Genomic DNA, 18,149 nt, shown 5'->3' on the forward strand with positions numbered 1-18,149 from the left:
CGGGCAAATGGGCAACTGGGAGCGGTCGCAATGGCAACGGCCCGCAAACACCCGTTTTGCAAACCGGCAAAGCCTACCACATCTGTTTGCCGGCACCGACTACGGGCGACGCAAAGCGCCACCCGGGAGCCAAATCAACCCCGCGGGTGATGCTTGGCGTGCAGATCCTGGAGGCGGGCACGCGCCACATGGGTATAAATCTGGGTGGTGGACAGATCACTGTGGCCCAGCAACATCTGCACCACTCGCAGATCGGCCCCGTGATTGAGCAAGTGCGTGGCGAAGGCGTGGCGCAGGGTGTGAGGCGACAGCGCCTTGCCGATCCCGGCGACCTTGGCCTGGTGCTTGATCCGGTGCCAGAAGGTCTGCCGCGTCATCTGCTCGCCACGCAAGCTGGGAAACAGTACATCGCTGGGCCGCCCGCCCAGCAGCTCGGCCCGGGCATCACGCATGTAGCGCTCGACCCAGACAATCGATTCCTCGCCCATAGGCACCAGGCGCTCCTTGCTGCCCTTGCCCATGACCCGCAACACGCCCTGGCGCAGGTTGACCTGTTCCAGGGTCAGGCTGATCAGCTCAGTCACCCGCAGGCCGCAGGCGTAGAGCACCTCCAGCATGGCGCGATCGCGCTGGCCGATGGCCTCGCTCAAATCCGGTGCCGCCAGCAACGCCTCGACATCGGCCTCCGACAGGGACTTGGGCAGCGGGCGCCCCAGTTGCGGCATATCGATCTGCAAAGTCGGATCGATCTCGATCAGTTTTTCTCTCAGCAAATAGCGATAGAAGCCCCGCACCCCCGAGAGGAATCTGGCCGTGGAACGGGGCTTGTAGGCTTGCTCCACGCGCCAGGCCAAATGATCGAGGATCAGCTCGCGTCCGGCCTGCGGCAACTCCACCCCCTGCTCCTGCAACCATCCGTTGAACAGCGCCAGGTCACTGCGATAGGCATGGCGGGTGTTGTCGGACAGGCCTTTCTCCAGCCACAGGGCATCGAGAAAACGGTCGATCAGGGGGTGGTCGATGGCGGGCATAAAGACTCGAAAGGCACGGCCCAGGGGCCACGCGTAAAAAAATAGTGAACTGCGCAGAGGGTCGCTAGTCTTTCATAGCCAGCCATTTCAAGGAACAGGGTGCATTGATGAGCGAACAACAGATTCTGCTGGCCTTCGGCGGCATCGGCGCGGCAGCACTGGGCTGCCAATGGCTGGCCTGGAGGCTGAAACTGCCAGCCATTTTGTTCCTGCTGCTGAGCGGCATTCTTGCCGGTCCAGTGCTGGGCTGGCTCGATCCCCAGGAGATGTTCGGCCCGCTGCTGATGCCCCTGGTGTCCCTGGCGGTGGCGCTGATCCTGTTCGAGGGCAGCCTGACCCTGCATCTCTCGGAATGGCGTGAAATCGGCAGCGTGGTGCGCCGCATGGTGACCATCGGCGCGCTGTCCACCTGGGCAGTGATCACCCTGGCCACCCATTGGCTGCTGGGCTTCGACTGGATGCTGGCCCTGCTGTTCGGCACCTTGACGCTGGTCACTGGGCCGACGGTGATCGTGCCCATGTTGCGAGTGGTACGACCCAAGGCCTCGATCGCCAATATCCTGCGCTGGGAGGGCATCGTCATCGACCCTATCGGCGCCCTGCTGGCGGTGGTGGTCTACAGCTTCATCATCGCCAGCGCCGCCGGCGAGGGCCTGAGCCACAGCCTGCTGACCTTTGGCGGAGTGATTCTGTGCGGCAGCCTGTTCGGCATCGCCGGCGGCTGGGTCCTAGGCACCATCATGCGTCGCCAGTGGCTACCGGAGTACCTGCACAACCTGGCGACCCTGGCCGCAGTCCTGGGAATCTTCATCGCGTCCAACCAGGTGATGCACGAATCCGGGCTGCTGGCGGTGACGCTGATGGGCATGTGGATGGCCAACATGAAGGGCGTGGACGTAAGACACATCCTGCACTTCAAGGAAAACCTCAGCGTGTTGCTGATCTCCGGACTGTTCATCCTGCTGGCAGCGCGCCTGGACCTCAAGGCACTGATCGCCCTGGGGCCGCTGGTGCTGATCCTGCTGCTGGTGATCCAGTTCATCGCTCGCCCACTGAATGTGCTGCTGTCCACTGCCGGCTCCAGCCTCAACTGGCGTGAACGCGCCTTGCTGGCCTGGATTGCGCCACGGGGGATTGTTGCGGCAGCGGTGTCGGCCATCTTCGCCATCCGCCTGGATGAAGCCGGTCACGAGGGGGCTTTGCTGCTGGTGCCACTGACCTTTGCCGTGATCATCGGCACCGTGGTCCTGCAAAGCGCTACTGCCCGGCCCTTGGCGCGCCTGCTCAAAGTCGCGGAGCCCGCTCCCAGCGGCTTCCTGATTGTCGGCGCCAATGGCCCGGCACGCACCATTGGCAAGGCCTTGCAGCAGCTGGGCAGCCGAGTGCTGCTGACCGACTCCAGTTGGGAGAATATCCGTGCAGCACGCATGGAAGGCCTACCCACCTATTTCGGCAACCCGGCCTCGCAGCACGCCGACGCGCATCTGGATCTGGTGGGATTGGGGCATTTGCTGGCGCTCTCACCTTCAGGCGAACTCAATACCCTGGCAGCCATGCGCTTTCGACACGACTTTGGCCATCAGCGCCTTTTTGCCCTGGCCAACAGTCAGGAGAGCCGACGCACCGACAAGCACCGCGCCAGCCACGAACATCGCGGCCAGCTACTGGGCAGTGAGGCCCTGACCTACACCAAGCTGGCCAGCCTGCTGGGCCAAGGCGCAGAGCTGTACAGCACGCACCTGACCGAAGCCTTTGGCTGGAACGACTACCAGACTTTGCACGGCGAACGCGCAACCCTGCTGTTCGCCCGCGACAGCAACGGCTGGGTGCATGTAATCACCCCGGAAAGCGGCCTCAAGCCGACGGCTGGCTGGACCCTGCTGGCACTGATCCAACCCGAGTCTCTCTAAGAAGCGGGTTTGTCGGCGAAGGGGCCCGCAGGAACGCCTTCGCCGGCAAGCCGGCTCCTACGCTGCGAATCCCGGAAGCACCGGCACCGGACGTTTGTCGTCATCAATGGCGACGAAACTGAACAGACCATGAATGGCCTTTTCCCGTCCGTCGCAACTCATGCTCTCGACAAACACCTCTACCTCAACCTTGAGGCTGGTGTTGCCCACCTTCACCACCCGCCCTACCAGCTCGACAATAGAACCAGCGGCAATCGGATGATTGAAGTCGATACGGTCGGTGGACACTGTCACCAGTGGCAACCGGCAAAAGCGCGTGGCGGCGATAAACGACACTTCGTCCATCCAGGCCAGGGCGGTGCCGCCGAACAGGGTGTTGTGATGATTGGTGGTGGACGGGAATACCGCCTTGGTCACACGGGTCACCGAGAGTTCGGTACGACGCTGGATTTCTTGCTCACGAAGGGTCATCGGACTACTGCCTGAATGGATAGATCCGCGCAGGGGCACGCTGCGGGCATGGAACGCCGATGAGCGCTGCAAGGCAGCGACCAAAGGCTTGATGGGAATAATCGGGGGCTGCCTGCCTGTGGATAACAACAGGCCAGGAACGCCGGGAGGGTGTGACGCACCCTGGGCGTTCCGTGCAGGCTGCACGGCGCGGGCGATCACACTTTATTGGGTCGGCGAGTATATCGTCGCCCGGCAGGGGCCGAAAGAACCCGGCAGGGGTCAGAGGTCACGATCGGCGATAAAAAATGCGATCATCCGCGCCCCCAACAAGGAGAACCGCCGTCATGGATGCCCTTTCCGCGCCTTCGCTCGTCGAGCACCTGCAGCAACGCCTGAGCGCCGCGACAACGGATCATCCGAGTTTCATTGGCGCGCCCATCGATATCAGCCCACTGACACCCGCTCAATTGGGCAGCTTGTGGCCGGCTATCCGCCGAGCACTGCGCACCCCTGAAAACCCGGCTGCGCAGCAGATGGCGAACTCAATTGTGCAGCAGGCCGCACAGCTGGAACTGTGCCCACAACTCGATCAGACCACCCTGCTGGAGGTGCTGCGCACTTGTCTGAGCGGCCAGGAGGCGGTGGAGCAACTTGCCTATCACAGCGGCAGACCGAGCAGTGCAGTGAGCCGCGAGTTACATAGAATCCTCGGCGAACCCTCGATACGCTGGGCTGCGGACTACCACCAGACGTACGTATTGGCACAATGGCTGGATGCACAAGCCCAGGCAGCCCTGCACCGTTGCGTGGAACAACACTACGCCGATGCGCCCTACGTCCGGCAGGAGTTCGAACTGCTTGAACAACTGGAACCGCAATCCCGACTGGCCCTTGCCAGCAGCGAGTACTGGACCGGTCATCACTCACTGAGCAGCGACCCCGCAACGGCGCTGGCCGACGATGCTGCCTACGTCGAGTTCTCCCAGCAGATCCTCAACACCGCCGCCCAGCGCCTGGAAGATATTCACAGCGGCGCCACCCCCTATGTGGCCGATGGCGCCTTCAGCACCCATGACACGCCAGTAATCGCCCGTGCCGCCCGGATCGCCCTGCGGCGCGATGCGCCCTGGCTACCGCCACTGATGGACACTTTGCTGACCAAGGCTTGCGTCGCCCCAACCCAGGCCAAAACCGCGCCGTCGCAATCCCTGGCCATTGCCCTGGGTCATTGCATCGAACAGATACCAACGCCGGAAAGCGTGCAAACGCTGCGCAGCGCCCTGAGCCTGGTGCGACATGCCGGCCTGCAGAAAAAACTCACGCGCAATCTCAAACCCGCCGAGCGCGGGCTGGCCCAACGCCCCGAGATTGCCCTGCGCCTTGCCCCAGTCAGTGCTCCCGGAAAAGCCCAGCACGCGCTTCTGGCCAGTTGCCTGGAGTCAGGACTGTGGCAACACTTCGAGCTGTCTTTGAGCGACTGGCGAAGGCAGCTGGTGGATTCTGCCGTGGGCGCGCCCTTTGCCCACTCGTTGATATGGGTGGCTCACAACGACTGTGGCCAACGCTGCAGTTTCCTATTGATCCAAAACGCGCAAGCTCTTGACGTGCGGGGTCAGCCGCTGTCCCTGGGCGCCGGATGCCGGATTTCGCTGTGGCACCCCCTGTCGAGCGACGAAGCAGAGCGCCAAGCCTGGCAAGCCGTGATCACCGAGCGCCAGATCAGGCAACCACTGCGCCAGGTATTTCGCGAGCACTACCAGGCGCCTGAGCATGAGCTGGAAAGCCCCTCCTACCAAGCATTCGCCGGGTACAGCCTATCCATTCGCCCATTGATCGGCCTGGCACGCCGCGAGGGCTGGAAGATCGACAGAGACGGTAGCCTGAGCCGGAACCTGAGCGACATCCGAGTGACTCTGAATGTCGACGTGCCACTCTATCCCGGCTTACAGGGACACTGCTTGTCCGGCGCCACGTGCTTCGCTCGTCGCACCGAGAAACACTGGCAGCCTGTGCTGCTGAAAAATGTGCCGGTGCAGGTCTTTTCAGAGGCTTGCCGAGCCATCGATCTGTTGGTCAGCATCAGCGCTTTCGCCGTTGAAGAACTGACGCAGACCGCCGCTGGCATTCCTCTTCCCCAGGCCTCGCCAGGCAAGCGCGAAGAGCGCCTGAATCGACTGGCCGGGCACAATCTCACGCAAATGACATTGATGCGCCAACAGGTGCTGAATACAGCCTTTGCGACGCACATCAAGGCAGGAAAGCTGAGTATGGATGAGCGCCATGTGCGGGTCGGTGACTACGCCGTGCACCTGGTGACCGGGCGCGTGTCACGCGATGGAGCCGCGGTGGACCTGCCACTGGCGGCACAAAGTGGCAAATTGGCCGCCCTGCCCTGGCTGCCTTATGACGAGGTACTGCTGGAACGGATCGCCAACACGGTCTGCGCCCTGCTGAACCGCTCCGGGCATTAAATGACAGGCAACAAAAAAGCAGCCCGTAGGCTGCTTTTTTCTGCATCGGAAGCTGGACTTAAACCAGTTTTTCCTTGATGCGAGCTGCTTTACCCGACAGGTCGCGCAGGTAGTACAGCTTGGCTTTACGCACATCACCGCGACGCTTGACAGCCATGCTGTCGATCTGCGGGCTGTAGGTCTGGAAAGTACGCTCTACGCCAACACCGTTGGAGATTTTACGTACGGTGAACGCGCTGTTCACACCGCGGTTGCGCTTGGCGATAACTACGCCTTCGAACGCCTGCAGACGGGAACGATCGCCTTCCTTCACTTTCACCTGAACGACAATGGTGTCGCCCGGGGCAAAGGCTGGGATCTCTTTGGTCATCTGCTCTGCTTCGAGTGCAAGGATGATTTTGTTGGTCATGCTGTGCTCCTAAGGTAAATCGTCGGATCTACCATCGATACGTTGTTAACTATCGTCCCGCTCGCGGAGATATTCCTCGAGCAGCTTCTTCTCTTCTCCAGAAAGCGAGCGGCTTTCCAGAAGATCGGCGCGTCGTTCATAGGTCCGACCAAGGGACTGCTGTAAACGCCAACGCCGGATGTGTGCGTGGTTGCCACTTAGCAACACGTCGGGAACACGCTGATCCGCATACACCTCCGGTCGGGTGTAGTGCGGGCAATCCAGCAGACCGTCCGTGAAGGAATCTTCCTCCGCGGAATCCACATGCCCTAAAGCTCCGGGCAGCAGTCGCGTAACCGCATCAATCAGGACCATCGCCGGCAGCTCGCCACCGGAGAGTACATAGTCGCCAATCGACCACTCTTCATCGACATGAGCTTCAATAAACCGCTCGTCAATGCCTTCATAACGACCAGCAATCAGGATCAATGCATCCTCATTCGCCAACTCGCGTACCGCCGACTGATTCAGTTGACGGCCTTGGGGCGACAGGTAGATCACCTTCGCACCCTCCCCGGCTGCGTTTCTGGCCTGAACCAGTGCATCCTCCAGGGGCTTGATCTTCATCACCATGCCAGGGCCACCGCCAAACGGGCGATCGTCCACAGTGTGATGTCGATCCGTGGTGTAGTCTCGCGGATTCCAACAAGTGAGCTGCAAGAGCCCCTGTTTCACCGCGCGGCTGGTTATGCCGTATTCGCTGATGGCGGAAAACATCTCGGGAAACAAACTGATCACTTCTACGCGCAAGTTAGCCACGCTTAGAAGTCCGCATCCCATTCCACCTTCATCTCGCCCGCTGCCAGATCGACGGCCAACACGCATTGCTCGGTATAGGGCAACAAGCGTTCGCGATCATCCAGGCTGCCAGCGCAAGGCTTGACCACCATTACATCGTTCGAGCCGGTCTCCAGCAGGTGATCGATCTGCCCGAGCAGTTGCCCGAGGGTGTCGATGACCTTGAGACCTTGCAGCTGGTACCAGTAGTACTCGCCGTCGGTCAGTTCAGGGAACAGGTTGCGCGGCACGCAGATCTCGTAACCGGCCAGAAGACGAGCTTCTTCGCGATCATCAAGACCCTTGAGCTTTGCGACCAGGAACTTGTCGTTCCCGCGTCCGCTGACCAGCTCAACCTGTTTCACACTACCTTCGCGCTTGAGCGTCCAGGTTTTGTAGTCCAACAGGTTTTTAATCGGATCAGTAAAGGAAAAGACCTTCACTTCGCCGCGAACGCCATGAACAGAGTAGATTTTGCCGATAACGATCAAATCATCAGCAGGAGCTGGCGTCGCGTTCATAGGGTTCAGGCTGCAGCCTTAGCCGATTCCTTCAGCAACTGAGCAACACGCTCAGAAGGCTGTGCACCAACGCTCAGCCAGTAGGCTACGCGCTCTTGGTTCACGGACAAGCGGACTTCTTGACCACGAGCGATCGGGTTGAAGAAGCCAACTTGTTCTTTGTGCGAACCGTCGCGTGGGTTACGGCTGTCGGTCACGGTCAAGTGGTAAAACGGGCGCTTTTTGGAGCCGCCAAGGGCAAGACGGATTGTTAGCATGTGAACATCGTTCCTGTAGTCGGTGCTGCAAATCTAAATGCACAGCGGGCATGGGTGCCCGAAAGGCCGCATATTCTAAGGAATATCCGGACTTTTGCAAATGACTTTTTCCGGCGCCTATCGGCTGCCACTCAGATTTGCTATGGAGCCGCCGCAAGCGGCAGCGAGTGAGCACGCCCCAATCGAGGGTTTGCTCGAGATTCCACGTCCCCGTGGAATAGCGCCGACATGACTGCCGGCGCGGATTCTTCACATTTTCGGCATGCCGCCGCCGGGCAACATGCCGCCCATGCCGCGCATCATCTTGGCCATCCCGCCCTTGGCGGAGAACTTCTTCATCATCTTCTGCATCTGCTTGTGCTGCTTGATCAAGCGGCCGATATCCTGCACCTGGGTACCGGAACCCATGGCGATCCGGCGCTTGCGCGAACCGCTGATCAGCTCAGGGTCGCGGCGCTCGGCCGGGGTCATGGAGTTGATGATGGCTTCCATCTGCTTGAACTGCTTTTCAGCGGCATTCTGTGCGTTGCCCATCTGCGCCAGATTGACGCCGCCGATGTTCGGCAGCTTGTCCATCAGGCCGCCCAGACCGCCCATGTTCTTCATTTGTTGCAGCTGATCGCGGAAGTCTTCGAGGTCGAAGCCTTTGCCCTTCTTCAGCTTCTTGGCCAGTTTGTCGGCCTTTTCCTTGTCGAGGGTCTGCTCGGCCTGCTCGATCAGGCTGAGCACGTCGCCCATGCCAAGAATCCGCGAAGCGATACGTTCAGGGTGGAATGGCTCCAGCGCCTCGGTCTTCTCGCCCATACCGATGAACTTGATCGGCTTGCCAGTGATGGCCCGCACCGACAGTGCGGCACCGCCACGGGCGTCACCATCGACCTTGGTCAGGATCACCCCGGTCAGCGGCAGCGCGTCACCAAAGGCCTTGGCGGTGTTGGCGGCGTCCTGACCGGTCATGGCGTCGACCACGAACAGGGTTTCCACCGGCTTGATCGCCGCATGCAGCGCCTGGATCTCGTCCATCATCTCGCTGTCGACGTGCAGGCGACCGGCGGTGTCGACGATCACCACGTCGATGAACTTGAGCTTCGCTTCCTTTATGGCTGCTTCGGCGATGGCCACCGGCTTCTGGCTCAGGTCCGACGGGAAGAAGGTCACGCCGATGTCGTTGGCCAGGGTCTCCAGCTGCTTGATCGCCGCCGGGCGGTAGACGTCGGCGGACACCACCATCACGCTCTTTTTCTTGCGCTCTTTAAGGAAGCGCGCAAGTTTGCCGGCGGTGGTGGTCTTGCCCGCACCTTGCAGACCGGCCATCAGCACCACGGCTGGCGGCACGGCGCTGAGGTTGAGGTCTTCGTTGGCCGCGCCCATCAGGCTTTCCAGCTCGGCCTGGACGATTTTCACAAAGGCCTGGCCCGGGGTCAGGCTGCGGGACACTTCGGTGCCGACCGCACGCTCCTTCACCGAGTTGACGAAGTCCTTGACCACCGGCAACGCAACGTCGGCTTCGAGCAGCGCCATGCGCACTTCGCGCAGGGTGTCTTTGATGTTGTCCTCGGTCAGCTTGGCCTTGCCGGTGACATGGCGCAGCGTCTGCGAGAGACGGTCGGTTAGGTTTTCAAACATGCTCGATCCTTTCAGGCCCAAGGTAGACCGGGGTAATGGCGGCCCAGAGCGGAATAAACAAGTGCTCGATGAGCCTGCGGCGTGGGCAGGTCGCGGATTATAGCGAAGACTGTGCGTGGCGGACACCTCGCCGTCTGCTTGCGTGGTCTTTCAGGGCTGTGGGTTCTATGCCAAACTCAGCGACTTTCGGGCTTGCCTAACAGGATTTATGCTCCCCTTGTCACCCAGTTTGCTACCCACCCTCGCCGCCGCCGTCCTTTATGCCGCTGCGACCTTCTATCAAGGCTCTCGCCTGGCCACCGGCGCCAAGGCAAACAAGCGCCTGCTGGTTATGCTGGGCATCCTGGCCCTGCTCGCCCACGGCATCAGCCTGCTGACCCATTTGCTGACCCCGACGGGCCTGGGCCTGGACTTCTTCAGCGCTGCCAGCCTGATCGCTGCCGCGGTCATCGCCCTGACCTTGCTGGCCTGCTGGCGGATTCCCGTGGAAAACCTGCTGGTGCTGCTGTTCCCCCTCGGCGCCCTGACTGCGCTCCTGGCGCAGTTCGTGCCTACCGGAACCGTGCCGGTGATCGATGAGGAACCGGGAATTCTCGCCCACATCCTGCTGTCGATCCTGGCCTACGGCATGTTCACCATTGCGGTGTTCCAGTCCCTCTTACTACTGGTGCAGGACCATCAACTGAAGAACAAGCACCCCTCCGGGCTGATCAGGAACTTCCCGCCCCTGCAAACCATGGAAAGCCTGCTATTCGGTTTTCTCTGGGCCGGTTGGACCCTGCTGTCGCTGTCGCTGATCTCCGGCTGGCTGTTCGTCGAGAACCTGTTCGCCCAGCACCTGGTGCACAAGACTCTGCTGGCCTGCCTGGCCTGGGTGGTGTTCAGCGTGCTGCTGTGGGGCCGCAACCGCCTGGGCTGGCGCGGGCACAAGGCGATTCGCTGGACCCTCGCGGGTTTTTGCCTGCTGATGCTGGCGTACTTCGGCAGCAAGCTGGTTCGTGAATACATCCTGCACATCTGACGACCGGCCATGACCGACTCCTTGCCCTCCGGGCCCATGCTCGCGGTAATCGCCCTGCTGATCGTCTGGTCGGGGCTGTTCACTGCCATCGATGCCGCCCAGCAGCACCTGCTGACCCAACGCAACGGCTCACGCTCAGGCGACAAACCGACGGCACAGCTGGCCTTCCCCAAGGAAAGCCTGATCCTGTGCAACACCCTGTGCCGAGTCCTGGCGGTGATCATCAGCACCTTGCTGGCGCTGTTCTACTGGGCGGAAAACGGCCCCTGGCTGGCCTGCCTGATCAGCACCAGCGGCTTGCTGGTACTGGCCGAGTACTTGCCCCGCACCCTGGCTTTGCGCTACCCGGAAAGCACTCTGAGCTTTGGCAACAGCCTGCTGGCCATCCCCATGAAGCTTGTCTATCCCCTGGCCTGGCTGCTGCAGGCCATCGGCCAGTTGCTGTTGCGCCCGTTCGCTGCCAAGGCCAGCGCGGTCAGGCACAGCGACGACGATCCGGCGCTGCTGGACGATGAGCCCGCGCCTCAGGAACACCACGCCTTGTCCGGCATCCACGCCCTGGACAACATCACCGTCAACGACATCCTGGTGCCCCGCAGCGAAGTGCAGGGCATCAACCTCGACGACCCGATCGAAGAGATCATTGCCCAACTGCGCCTGAACAAGCGCACCCGGCTACCGGTATTCCACAGTGATATCAACCAGGTCGAAGCGGTGCTCAACACCCGCCAGATCCGCCACCTGCTGCCGGACGCCAGCCTGACCAAGGAAACCCTGCTGGCCGCCTGCCACGAACCCTACTTCGTCCCCGAAAGCACCCCGTTGCAGTTACAACTGCTCAATTTCCACAAGCAGCAACGGCGCCTGGGCATGGTGGTGGACGAATACGGCGAAGTGCTGGGTATCGTCACTCTGGAAGACATCCTCGAAGAAATCGTCGGCGAGTTCGAAAACGAGCACAGCCTGGACAACCCTCACATCCAGCCACAGGCCGATGGCCGTTATGTGGTGGAGGGCGCGGCATCGATCCGTGAACTGAACAAGAGCCTGGGCTGGCACCTGCCCAGCGACGGCCCCAAGACCCTCAACGGCCTGGTCACCGAAGCCCTGGAAACCATTCCCGACAGCGCCGTGTGCCTGAAGATCGGCCGCTACCGCCTGGAGATCCTCGAAACCGAGGAAAACCGCGTCAGCCGCGTGCTGCTCTGGCACACCAGCAGCGTTCCCGCCCGAGCCTGACTCTATGCTGATGCCTGCGCCTTGAACCTCTGCAAAGGAGTTTCGAGGCCTGGCGCAGTCACGCAAGACCACCAACGACCACAGCCCTTGTTGGATCGTTAGCAGCCTTTCTATAATCGCGCTGCTTACCCAAGCCCCGCAGATCCGCGTGCTACCCGCACCGAGAACGATCCTGCAGGCATCACCCGCCACTGTTCGACGCCACTCCCATCCCGAGTGACGACCGCGCCAAACCCACATCCCTGGGTGCTCGACCATAATAATTCGCTCCACTGGAGCACAGACTGTCAGGGATATCCGCATGACGACCAACACCGCCTACAGCGCCTGCGCGCCCGCTCAACCGAGCAATTCCACCACCCGGGTGGCCACCGCCAGTTTTATCGGCACCGCCATCGAGTTCTATGATTTCTACGTCTATGCCACCGCCGCTGCGCTGGTGATCGGACCGGTATTCTTCCCCCAGACGTCCGGCACCGCCCAGATGCTCTCGGCCTTTCTGACCTTTGGCATTGCCTTCCTCGCCCGCCCCCTGGGCTCGGCGCTGTTCGGCCACTTTGGCGACCGTATCGGACGCAAATCGACCCTGGTCGCCTCCCTGCTGCTGATGGGGGTGTGCACCACCCTGATCGGCGTGCTGCCGGGCTACGACAGCATTGGCGCCTGGGCACCGATCCTGCTTTGCGTGCTGCGCTTCGGCCAGGGCCTCGGACTGGGCGGTGAATGGGGCGGCGCCGCTCTGCTGGCCACGGAAAACGCCCCGGCAGGCAAACGCGCCTGGTTCGGCATGTTCCCGCAACTGGGCCCCTCCATCGGCTTTCTCGCCGCCAACGGCCTGTTCCTGGCCCTGGCCATGGGCCTGGATGACGAACAGTTCCGCTCCTGGGGCTGGCGCATTCCGTTTCTGCTCAGCGCGGCGCTGGTGATGGTGGGCCTGTATGTGCGCCTGAAGCTGCACGAAACCCCGGTGTTCGCCAACGCCGTGGCACGCCAGGAACGGGTGAAAATGCCACTGGTGGAGCTCTTCAGCCAGTACTGGCTGCCAGTGCTGCTGGGCGCCGCGTCGATGGTGGTGTGCTACGCGCTGTTCTACATTTCCACAGTATTTTCCCTGAGCTACGGCGTCGCGACCCTGGGCTACAGCCGGGAAACCTTCCTCGGCCTGCTGTGTTTCGCAGTGCTGTTCATGGCCGCGGCCACGCCCCTGTCGGCCTGGGCCAGCGACCGTTTCGGGCGCAAGCCCGTGCTGGTTGTCGGTGCCGTGCTGGCTATTCTCTCCGGCTTCACCATGGAACCCTTGCTGACTCAGGGCTCCACCGCCGGTGTAGCACTGTTTCTGTGCATTGAGCTGTTCCTGATGGGGGTGACCTTCGCCCCGATGGGCGCACTGCTGCCGGAACTGTTTCCGACCCACGTGCGCTATACCGGCGCTTCAGCGGCTTACAACCTGGGGGGCATTGTCGGTGCATCGGCCGCCCCCTTCTTCGCCCAGAAACTGGTGGCGATGGGCGGGTTGAGCTGGGTAGGCGGGTATGTGTCGGGGGCGGCGATCCTGAGCTTGATCGCGGTGCTGTGCTTGAAGGAAACGCGCAATAACGATCTGAATCGGGTCGTCTGAGCGACCGCTTCGCGAGCAAGCTCGCTCCTACAGGTTCAATGCAAACCTTGTGGAAGCCAGCTTGCTCGCGATGTTTCTCAGAGTTCGACCACTACCGCTTGCGCAGCCCGGGTCGCCTTGGCCCGGGCGGCCTCGATCGACTCATCACGAGCCAGAGCCACGCCCATGCGGCGCTGGCCGTTGACCTCAGGCTTGCCGAACAGGCGCAGCGCAGTGTCCGGCTCGCTCAGGGCGACGCCGAGGTTGGCGAACGCGGTCTGGGTGGATTTGCCTTCTACCAGAATCACTGCCGAAGCCGATGGACCGAACTGACGGATCAGCGGAATCGGCAAGCCGAGGATCGCCCGCGCATGCAGGGCGAACTGCGACAGATCCTGGGAAATCAGGGTCACCAGGCCGGTGTCATGGGGACGCGGCGACACTTCGCTGAACCACACCTGATCGCCCTTGATGAACAGCTCCACGCCGAACAGGCCGCGGCCGCCCAGGGCTTCGGTCACTGCCTTGGCCACCCGCTCGGATTCGGCCAGGGCTTTGGGGCTCATGGCCTGAGGCTGCCAGGATTCCTGGTAGTCGCCCTTTTCCTGACGATGACCGACCGGCGCACAGAAAGTGGTGCCGCCTACGTGGCGCACGGTCAGCAGGGTGATCTCGTAGTCAAAATCGATGAAGCCCTCGATGATCACCCGGCCCTTGCCGGCACGCCCGCCTTCCTGGGCGTAGTCCCAGGCTTTCTGTACGTCATCGTCACTGCGCAGCAGGCTCTGGCCCTTGCCCGAGGAGCTCATCACCGGCTTGACCACGCAAGGGAAACCCAGGTCTTGCACCGCCTTGGAATAGTCTTCGAAGGTATCGGCGAAATGGTAAGGCGAGGTCGGCAGGTCCAGCTCCTCAGCCGCCAGACGACGAATGCCTTCACGGTTCATAGTCAGCGAAGTGGCCCGGGCGGTGGGGATTACGGTGAAGCCTTCAGCTTCCAGTTCCACCAGGGTCGCGGTAGCGATGGCTTCGATTTCCGGAACGATGAAGTGCGGCTTCTCAGCCTCGATCACCGCCCGCAGGGCCGCACCGTCGAGCATGTTGATCACGTGGCTGCGATGGGCCACCTGCATCGCCGGCGCATTGGCGTAGCGGTCCACGGCAATCACCTCGACACCCAGGCGTTGCAGCTCGATCACCACTTCCTTGCCCAACTCACCACAGCCACAAAGCAAGACGCGGGTCGCGGTTGGCGACAATGGAGTTCCGATACGAGTCATCTGAAGGTCCTCAAAGGAGCGGATCATCGAGGGCCGAGCGCCAGGCGGGCGACCCATGGGGAAAGAGCGCGGCATTTTACATGAACCGCGGGGTTTGACTCAGCCGGCGCACGCCGCTTTGCGCAAACGCCAGGCCATCGCCAGCCAGACCACGGTGACCCCGGCGAACTTCGACCCCAGGGCGGTCAGCACGACCCCGGGGGTCAGCGCATCGATCATGCCGTAGAAGATGAAGGTATCCAGGGGAATGCTCAGGGCCGAACTGATCCACAGGCGATCATGCAGGGGCCGCTTGGTGATGCTGAACACCAGCCAGTCGATGCATTCCGAGACGGCGAATGCCGTGGCACTGGCCAGAGCAATGGTCGGGTCGGAGGTGACATAGGACAACACCAGGGCCGCCAACATGGCGACGATGGCGCCATGGCCGAAGCGAGTCTGCACCATGTCCCGCAGGACAAACACCAGCCCGCCCCAGGCCGACCAGACGATATCCAGTTGCGGCGCGACGGAAAAGGCGTAATTGATCAGCACGACGCTGCTGATATAGGTGATCAGGAAAAGCATGGGGGCCAAGGGTACCTATCGGGAAGGAGCACAGGTTACTGCAGGCCCGGGGTTGGGCCAAGAAACCCTTGCGCCGGCAAGCGGGCTCCTACGCATCGCCTGCGGGAGCTGGCTTGCCGGCGAACGGGCGGATCAGCTTGCCGAGCTGGAGCCGATCATCCACAGCAAGCCACTGGATTTGGCTCGCTCATGGCACAGGGCCAGGACTGCGCGGCGCTCACTGTTGTCCATGCGACTCCAGCGGGTGATTTCATCCACCGTGCGCTGACAGCCGGTGCAGATGTCCTGCTCATCCAGGGCACAGATGCTCACGCAAGGCGAGGCGACGGGTCTTTCAGGGGCAGTCATTGTTCTTGCTCAACCAGGTCTCGGGCATAACGTTGAGCATTATGAACGTAGTGGGCGGCGCTGGCTTCGAGCATTTTCTTCTGAGCATCGGTCAGTTCGCGAACCACTTTGCCCGGCGAGCCCATGACCAGCGAACCGTCAGGTATTTCCTTGCCTTCGCCGATCAGCGAATTGGCGCCGATGATGCAGTTCTTGCCGATCTTCGCGCCATTGAGAATGACCGCGTTGATACCAATCAGGCTGTAATCGCCCACGGTGCAGCCATGCAGCATGGCGTTATGGCCGATGGTCACGCCGGTGCCCAGGGTCAGCGGAAAGCCCATGTCGGTGTGCATCACGGCCCCGTCCTGGACGTTGCTGTGCTTGCCGATCAGGATCAGCTCGTTGTCGCCACGCAACACGGCGTTGAACCATACACTGGCCCCCTCTTCCAGCTTGACCTTACCCACCAAGGTGGCGTTCGGGGCCACCCAACTCTGTGGATGGGTGTCGACTCGGGCATCGCCCAGGCGGTATTTCATCTTGTTGTCCTTATGGGTCAGGCAGCCGCGGTTTATGCCATGCCAAGCCATGGCTTCAGGTGTCGATAAAGGATTTCGGCGGGTGATGCAGGCTGATATCGGCGTCGTACAGCAGGTTGACCAGTTCGACCACCATGATCGCGGTCAGACCCCAGATCTTGTACTCGCCGAAGCGGTAGCTGGGGACGTACCAACTGCGGCCCTGATAGTCGATGCGGTGGGTGTGTTCACGGGGGTCCTGGCGAAAGAACGCCAGAGGGACGCTGAAAACGGCAGCGATCTCGGCATCATTGGCCTGGTATTCGACATAGTCGGGAATCACCCCGACGTAGGGTGTGACCTTGATCCCGTGCAGGGAAATCAGTGGGCTCAAGGGGCCGATGACTTCCACCAGTCCCGGCGGCAGGCCGATTTCTTCTTCGGCCTCCCGTAGCGCGGTGAAGATCAGATCCGGGTCTTCCGGATCGCGCCGACCACCGGGGAAGGCCACTTCACCACCATGGGTCGAAAGCCCGCTGGCGCGCAGGGTCAGCACCAGCTCCGGTTCATCGCTGCGGGTGATGGGCACCAGCACCGCAGCCTCGGGAAAACGTCGGTCGGTCTCCAGCGTTCTTGGCGTGTAATGGCTTACCCGATGAAGTAGCTCGTCCAGCATGAGGCATCTCGATCTGTTGGCTACCGTGCATCATGCACCAATCCAATCGGTGGCCCAACCCCTGCTCTCGGGCATGTCGCTTAACGACAACTTGCCGACAATCGGGCGGCGCGCCAAGATAGCCCCAGCCTTTTCGGATACCCCTCATGAAATTTTGCAGCCAGTGCGGCAACCCGGTAACCCAGCGCATTCCCGAAGGCGATTCGCGCCTGCGCTTTGTCTGCGATCACTGCCAGACCATCCATTACCAGAACCCCAACATCGTTGCCGGCTGCCTGGCCACCTGGGAGGGCAAGGTATTGCTCTGCCGTCGCGCCATCGAACCGCGCCTGGGCTACTGGACCCTGCCGGCGGGTTTCATGGAAAACGGCGAAACGGTGGAACAGGCGGCCATCCGCGAAACCTTCGAGGAAGCCTGCGCCCGGGTGCGCAACCTGAATATCTACACCCTGATCGACGTGCCGCACATCAGCCAGGTGCATGTATTCTTTCGCGCCGAGCTGGCGGACCTGGACTTTGCCGCCGGTCCAGAGAGCCTGGAGGTGCAGCTGTTCGACGAAGCCGATATCCCTTGGTCCGAGCTGGCTTTCCGCACCGTCGGTCGTACCTTAGAATGCTTCTTCGCTGACCGGCGGGCACAGGCTTATGCCGTACGCTCCGAATCCATTCCGCCGCTCTCTCAGCCTGCCATCAGTTAAACAATAAAAACGTGCACGGACTCTGTGCGCGCCTGGGGATATCGTGTCAATGCGCTGGTTGCTTGCCCTGCTGTGCTGTTCCGTCGTCACTCTGTCTCAGGCCTCCACGGTGGAAACCCTGGACGGCAAGGTCATCGAAAAGGTCCTGGTGCTCAAGTCCGCCCATCAACTGCAGTTGATCAATGGCGGCAAGCCCCTGAAAACCTATCGGATCTCCCTGGGCAAGAAGCCCAAGGGGCCCAAGCTCATGGAAGGCGATAAACGCACCCCCGAAGGCCTCTACTGGCTCGACTGGCGCAAGACCAGCGACCGCTACAACCTGGCCATGCACATCTCCTACCCGAACATCACCGATGCTGCCCGCTCGCGTCGCGAAGGGGTCGATCCCGGCGGCATGATCATGATCCATGGCACTCCAGACACCGAAGAGTTTCCCGAGCAGTACTTCCACACCCTGGACTGGACCGACGGCTGCATCGCCATGCGCAATGTCGACATGCGCGAAGTCTGGAGCCTGGTCAAAGACGGCACCCTGATCGAAATTCGCCCTTAATCCCTCCAGCACAAAAAATATTTTCCTCCCCGCCGCCCTCCTCCAGCGCGCATACCACTTGGCGACCCACCGCGGGTCGCCACCTCGAGCTATAGCCTTCGCGGCCAGACCTGCCTAATACCACTTCAATCCTTTATCCTCCTAAGCACCCCGAAAGCGCCGGATTTACTGCACCT

19 protein-coding genes are annotated in these 18,149 nt (G+C 61.6%); 7 read left to right on the forward strand and 12 right to left on the reverse strand.

Going from position 1 to position 18,149, the window contains the following annotated elements:
• Positions 1 to 134: 134 nt before the first annotated feature.
• On the reverse strand, positions 135 to 1,031 hold the full coding sequence (gene xerD / locus Q8O96_RS13000; RefSeq protein WP_102861303.1) for a site-specific tyrosine recombinase XerD: 897 nt from the start codon (positions 1,029 to 1,031) through the stop codon (positions 135 to 137).
• A 107-nt stretch (positions 1,032 to 1,138) separates the two neighbouring features.
• Between xerD and Q8O96_RS13005 the strand changes: the two genes are divergently transcribed.
• Positions 1,139 to 2,941 (forward strand): sodium:proton antiporter, encoded by a 1,803-nt coding sequence (locus tag Q8O96_RS13005; protein ID WP_115581670.1) that lies wholly within the window; start codon positions 1,139 to 1,141, stop codon positions 2,939 to 2,941.
• A 57-nt stretch (positions 2,942 to 2,998) separates the two neighbouring features.
• Here the strand turns inward: Q8O96_RS13005 and Q8O96_RS13010 are convergent, their stop codons facing one another.
• Entirely contained in the window at positions 2,999 to 3,412 is a 414-nt protein-coding gene (locus Q8O96_RS13010) for an acyl-CoA thioesterase (RefSeq protein WP_102861301.1), read from the reverse strand.
• 326 nt (positions 3,413 to 3,738) lie between these two features.
• On the opposite strand from Q8O96_RS13010, the gene Q8O96_RS13015 reads away from it, so the two are divergent.
• Positions 3,739 to 5,865 carry a DUF4132 domain-containing protein gene (locus Q8O96_RS13015; protein ID WP_305948915.1) on the forward strand — a complete coding sequence of 709 codons (2,127 nt, stop codon included), beginning with the start codon at positions 3,739 to 3,741 and terminating at the stop codon, positions 5,863 to 5,865.
• 58 nt (positions 5,866 to 5,923) lie between these two features.
• On the opposite strand, the gene rplS is transcribed toward Q8O96_RS13015, so the two are convergent.
• The 5 genes from rplS to ffh all read right to left on the reverse strand — a co-directional run bounded on the left by rplS (position 5,924) and on the right by ffh (position 9,494).
• Entirely contained in the window at positions 5,924 to 6,274 is a 351-nt protein-coding gene (gene rplS / locus Q8O96_RS13020; RefSeq protein ID WP_007927677.1) for a 50S ribosomal protein L19, read from the reverse strand.
• Positions 6,275 to 6,319: 45 nt separating this feature from the next.
• A complete protein-coding gene (trmD, locus tag Q8O96_RS13025) occupies positions 6,320 to 7,093 on the reverse strand; it encodes a tRNA (guanosine(37)-N1)-methyltransferase TrmD (RefSeq protein WP_170001093.1) in 774 nt (257 codons plus the stop codon).
• Positions 7,075 to 7,611, reverse strand: coding sequence for a ribosome maturation factor RimM (gene rimM / locus Q8O96_RS13030; RefSeq protein WP_102861299.1), 537 nt, complete (start codon positions 7,609 to 7,611; stop codon positions 7,075 to 7,077). Before rimM ends, trmD begins: the two co-directional genes overlap by 19 nt.
• A 5-nt stretch (positions 7,612 to 7,616) precedes the next feature.
• Positions 7,617 to 7,868: a 30S ribosomal protein S16 gene (gene rpsP / locus Q8O96_RS13035; protein WP_007927680.1), complete on the reverse strand. Its 252-nt coding sequence runs from the start codon at positions 7,866 to 7,868 to the stop codon at positions 7,617 to 7,619.
• A gap of 249 nt (positions 7,869 to 8,117) precedes the next feature.
• Complete coding sequence (gene ffh / locus Q8O96_RS13040) at positions 8,118 to 9,494, reverse strand: signal recognition particle protein (RefSeq protein ID WP_102861298.1); 1,377 nt, start codon at positions 9,492 to 9,494, stop codon at positions 8,118 to 8,120.
• Between the two features lie 208 nt (positions 9,495 to 9,702).
• Between ffh and Q8O96_RS13045 the strand changes: the two genes are divergently transcribed.
• The 3 genes from Q8O96_RS13045 to Q8O96_RS13055 all read left to right on the forward strand — a co-directional run bounded on the left by Q8O96_RS13045 (position 9,703) and on the right by Q8O96_RS13055 (position 13,372).
• Complete coding sequence (locus tag Q8O96_RS13045) at positions 9,703 to 10,515, forward strand: inner membrane protein YpjD (protein WP_102861297.1); 813 nt, start codon at positions 9,703 to 9,705, stop codon at positions 10,513 to 10,515.
• A gap of 9 nt (positions 10,516 to 10,524) precedes the next feature.
• A complete protein-coding gene (locus tag Q8O96_RS13050) occupies positions 10,525 to 11,754 on the forward strand; it encodes an HlyC/CorC family transporter (RefSeq protein WP_250329130.1) in 1,230 nt (409 codons plus the stop codon).
• A 301-nt stretch (positions 11,755 to 12,055) separates the two neighbouring features.
• Positions 12,056 to 13,372: an MFS transporter gene (locus Q8O96_RS13055; protein ID WP_115581666.1), complete on the forward strand. Its 1,317-nt coding sequence runs from the start codon at positions 12,056 to 12,058 to the stop codon at positions 13,370 to 13,372.
• A 77-nt stretch (positions 13,373 to 13,449) separates the two neighbouring features.
• Here the strand turns inward: Q8O96_RS13055 and purT are convergent, their stop codons facing one another.
• From purT to Q8O96_RS13080, 5 genes are all read right to left on the reverse strand, one after another.
• Entirely contained in the window at positions 13,450 to 14,631 is a 1,182-nt protein-coding gene (purT, locus tag Q8O96_RS13060; RefSeq protein WP_102861294.1) for a formate-dependent phosphoribosylglycinamide formyltransferase, read from the reverse strand.
• A 99-nt stretch (positions 14,632 to 14,730) separates the two neighbouring features.
• On the reverse strand, positions 14,731 to 15,198 hold the full coding sequence (locus tag Q8O96_RS13065) for a VUT family protein (protein ID WP_047301943.1): 468 nt from the start codon (positions 15,196 to 15,198) through the stop codon (positions 14,731 to 14,733).
• Between the two features lie 132 nt (positions 15,199 to 15,330).
• On the reverse strand, positions 15,331 to 15,546 hold the full coding sequence (locus tag Q8O96_RS13070) for a DUF1289 domain-containing protein (RefSeq protein ID WP_102861292.1): 216 nt from the start codon (positions 15,544 to 15,546) through the stop codon (positions 15,331 to 15,333).
• On the reverse strand, positions 15,543 to 16,067 hold the full coding sequence (locus Q8O96_RS13075; protein ID WP_102861291.1) for a gamma carbonic anhydrase family protein: 525 nt from the start codon (positions 16,065 to 16,067) through the stop codon (positions 15,543 to 15,545). Before Q8O96_RS13075 ends, Q8O96_RS13070 begins: the two co-directional genes overlap by 4 nt.
• Positions 16,068 to 16,122: 55 nt before the next feature.
• On the reverse strand, positions 16,123 to 16,722 hold the full coding sequence (locus tag Q8O96_RS13080; RefSeq protein WP_305948916.1) for a CoA pyrophosphatase: 600 nt from the start codon (positions 16,720 to 16,722) through the stop codon (positions 16,123 to 16,125).
• 146 nt (positions 16,723 to 16,868) lie between these two features.
• On the opposite strand from Q8O96_RS13080, the gene Q8O96_RS13085 reads away from it, so the two are divergent.
• Together Q8O96_RS13085 and Q8O96_RS13090 are read left to right on the forward strand one after the other, a co-directional pair.
• Positions 16,869 to 17,420 carry an NUDIX hydrolase gene (locus tag Q8O96_RS13085; protein WP_102861289.1) on the forward strand — a complete coding sequence of 184 codons (552 nt, stop codon included), beginning with the start codon at positions 16,869 to 16,871 and terminating at the stop codon, positions 17,418 to 17,420.
• A 49-nt stretch (positions 17,421 to 17,469) separates the two neighbouring features.
• A complete protein-coding gene (locus Q8O96_RS13090) occupies positions 17,470 to 17,973 on the forward strand; it encodes a murein L,D-transpeptidase family protein (RefSeq protein ID WP_305948917.1) in 504 nt (167 codons plus the stop codon).
• The last annotated feature ends 176 nt before the right edge of the window (positions 17,974 to 18,149 follow it).

The organism is Pseudomonas sp. LPH60 (assembly GCF_030718165.1).
In the GTDB taxonomy this organism is placed as follows: domain Bacteria; phylum Pseudomonadota; class Gammaproteobacteria; order Pseudomonadales; family Pseudomonadaceae; genus Aquipseudomonas; species Aquipseudomonas danubii.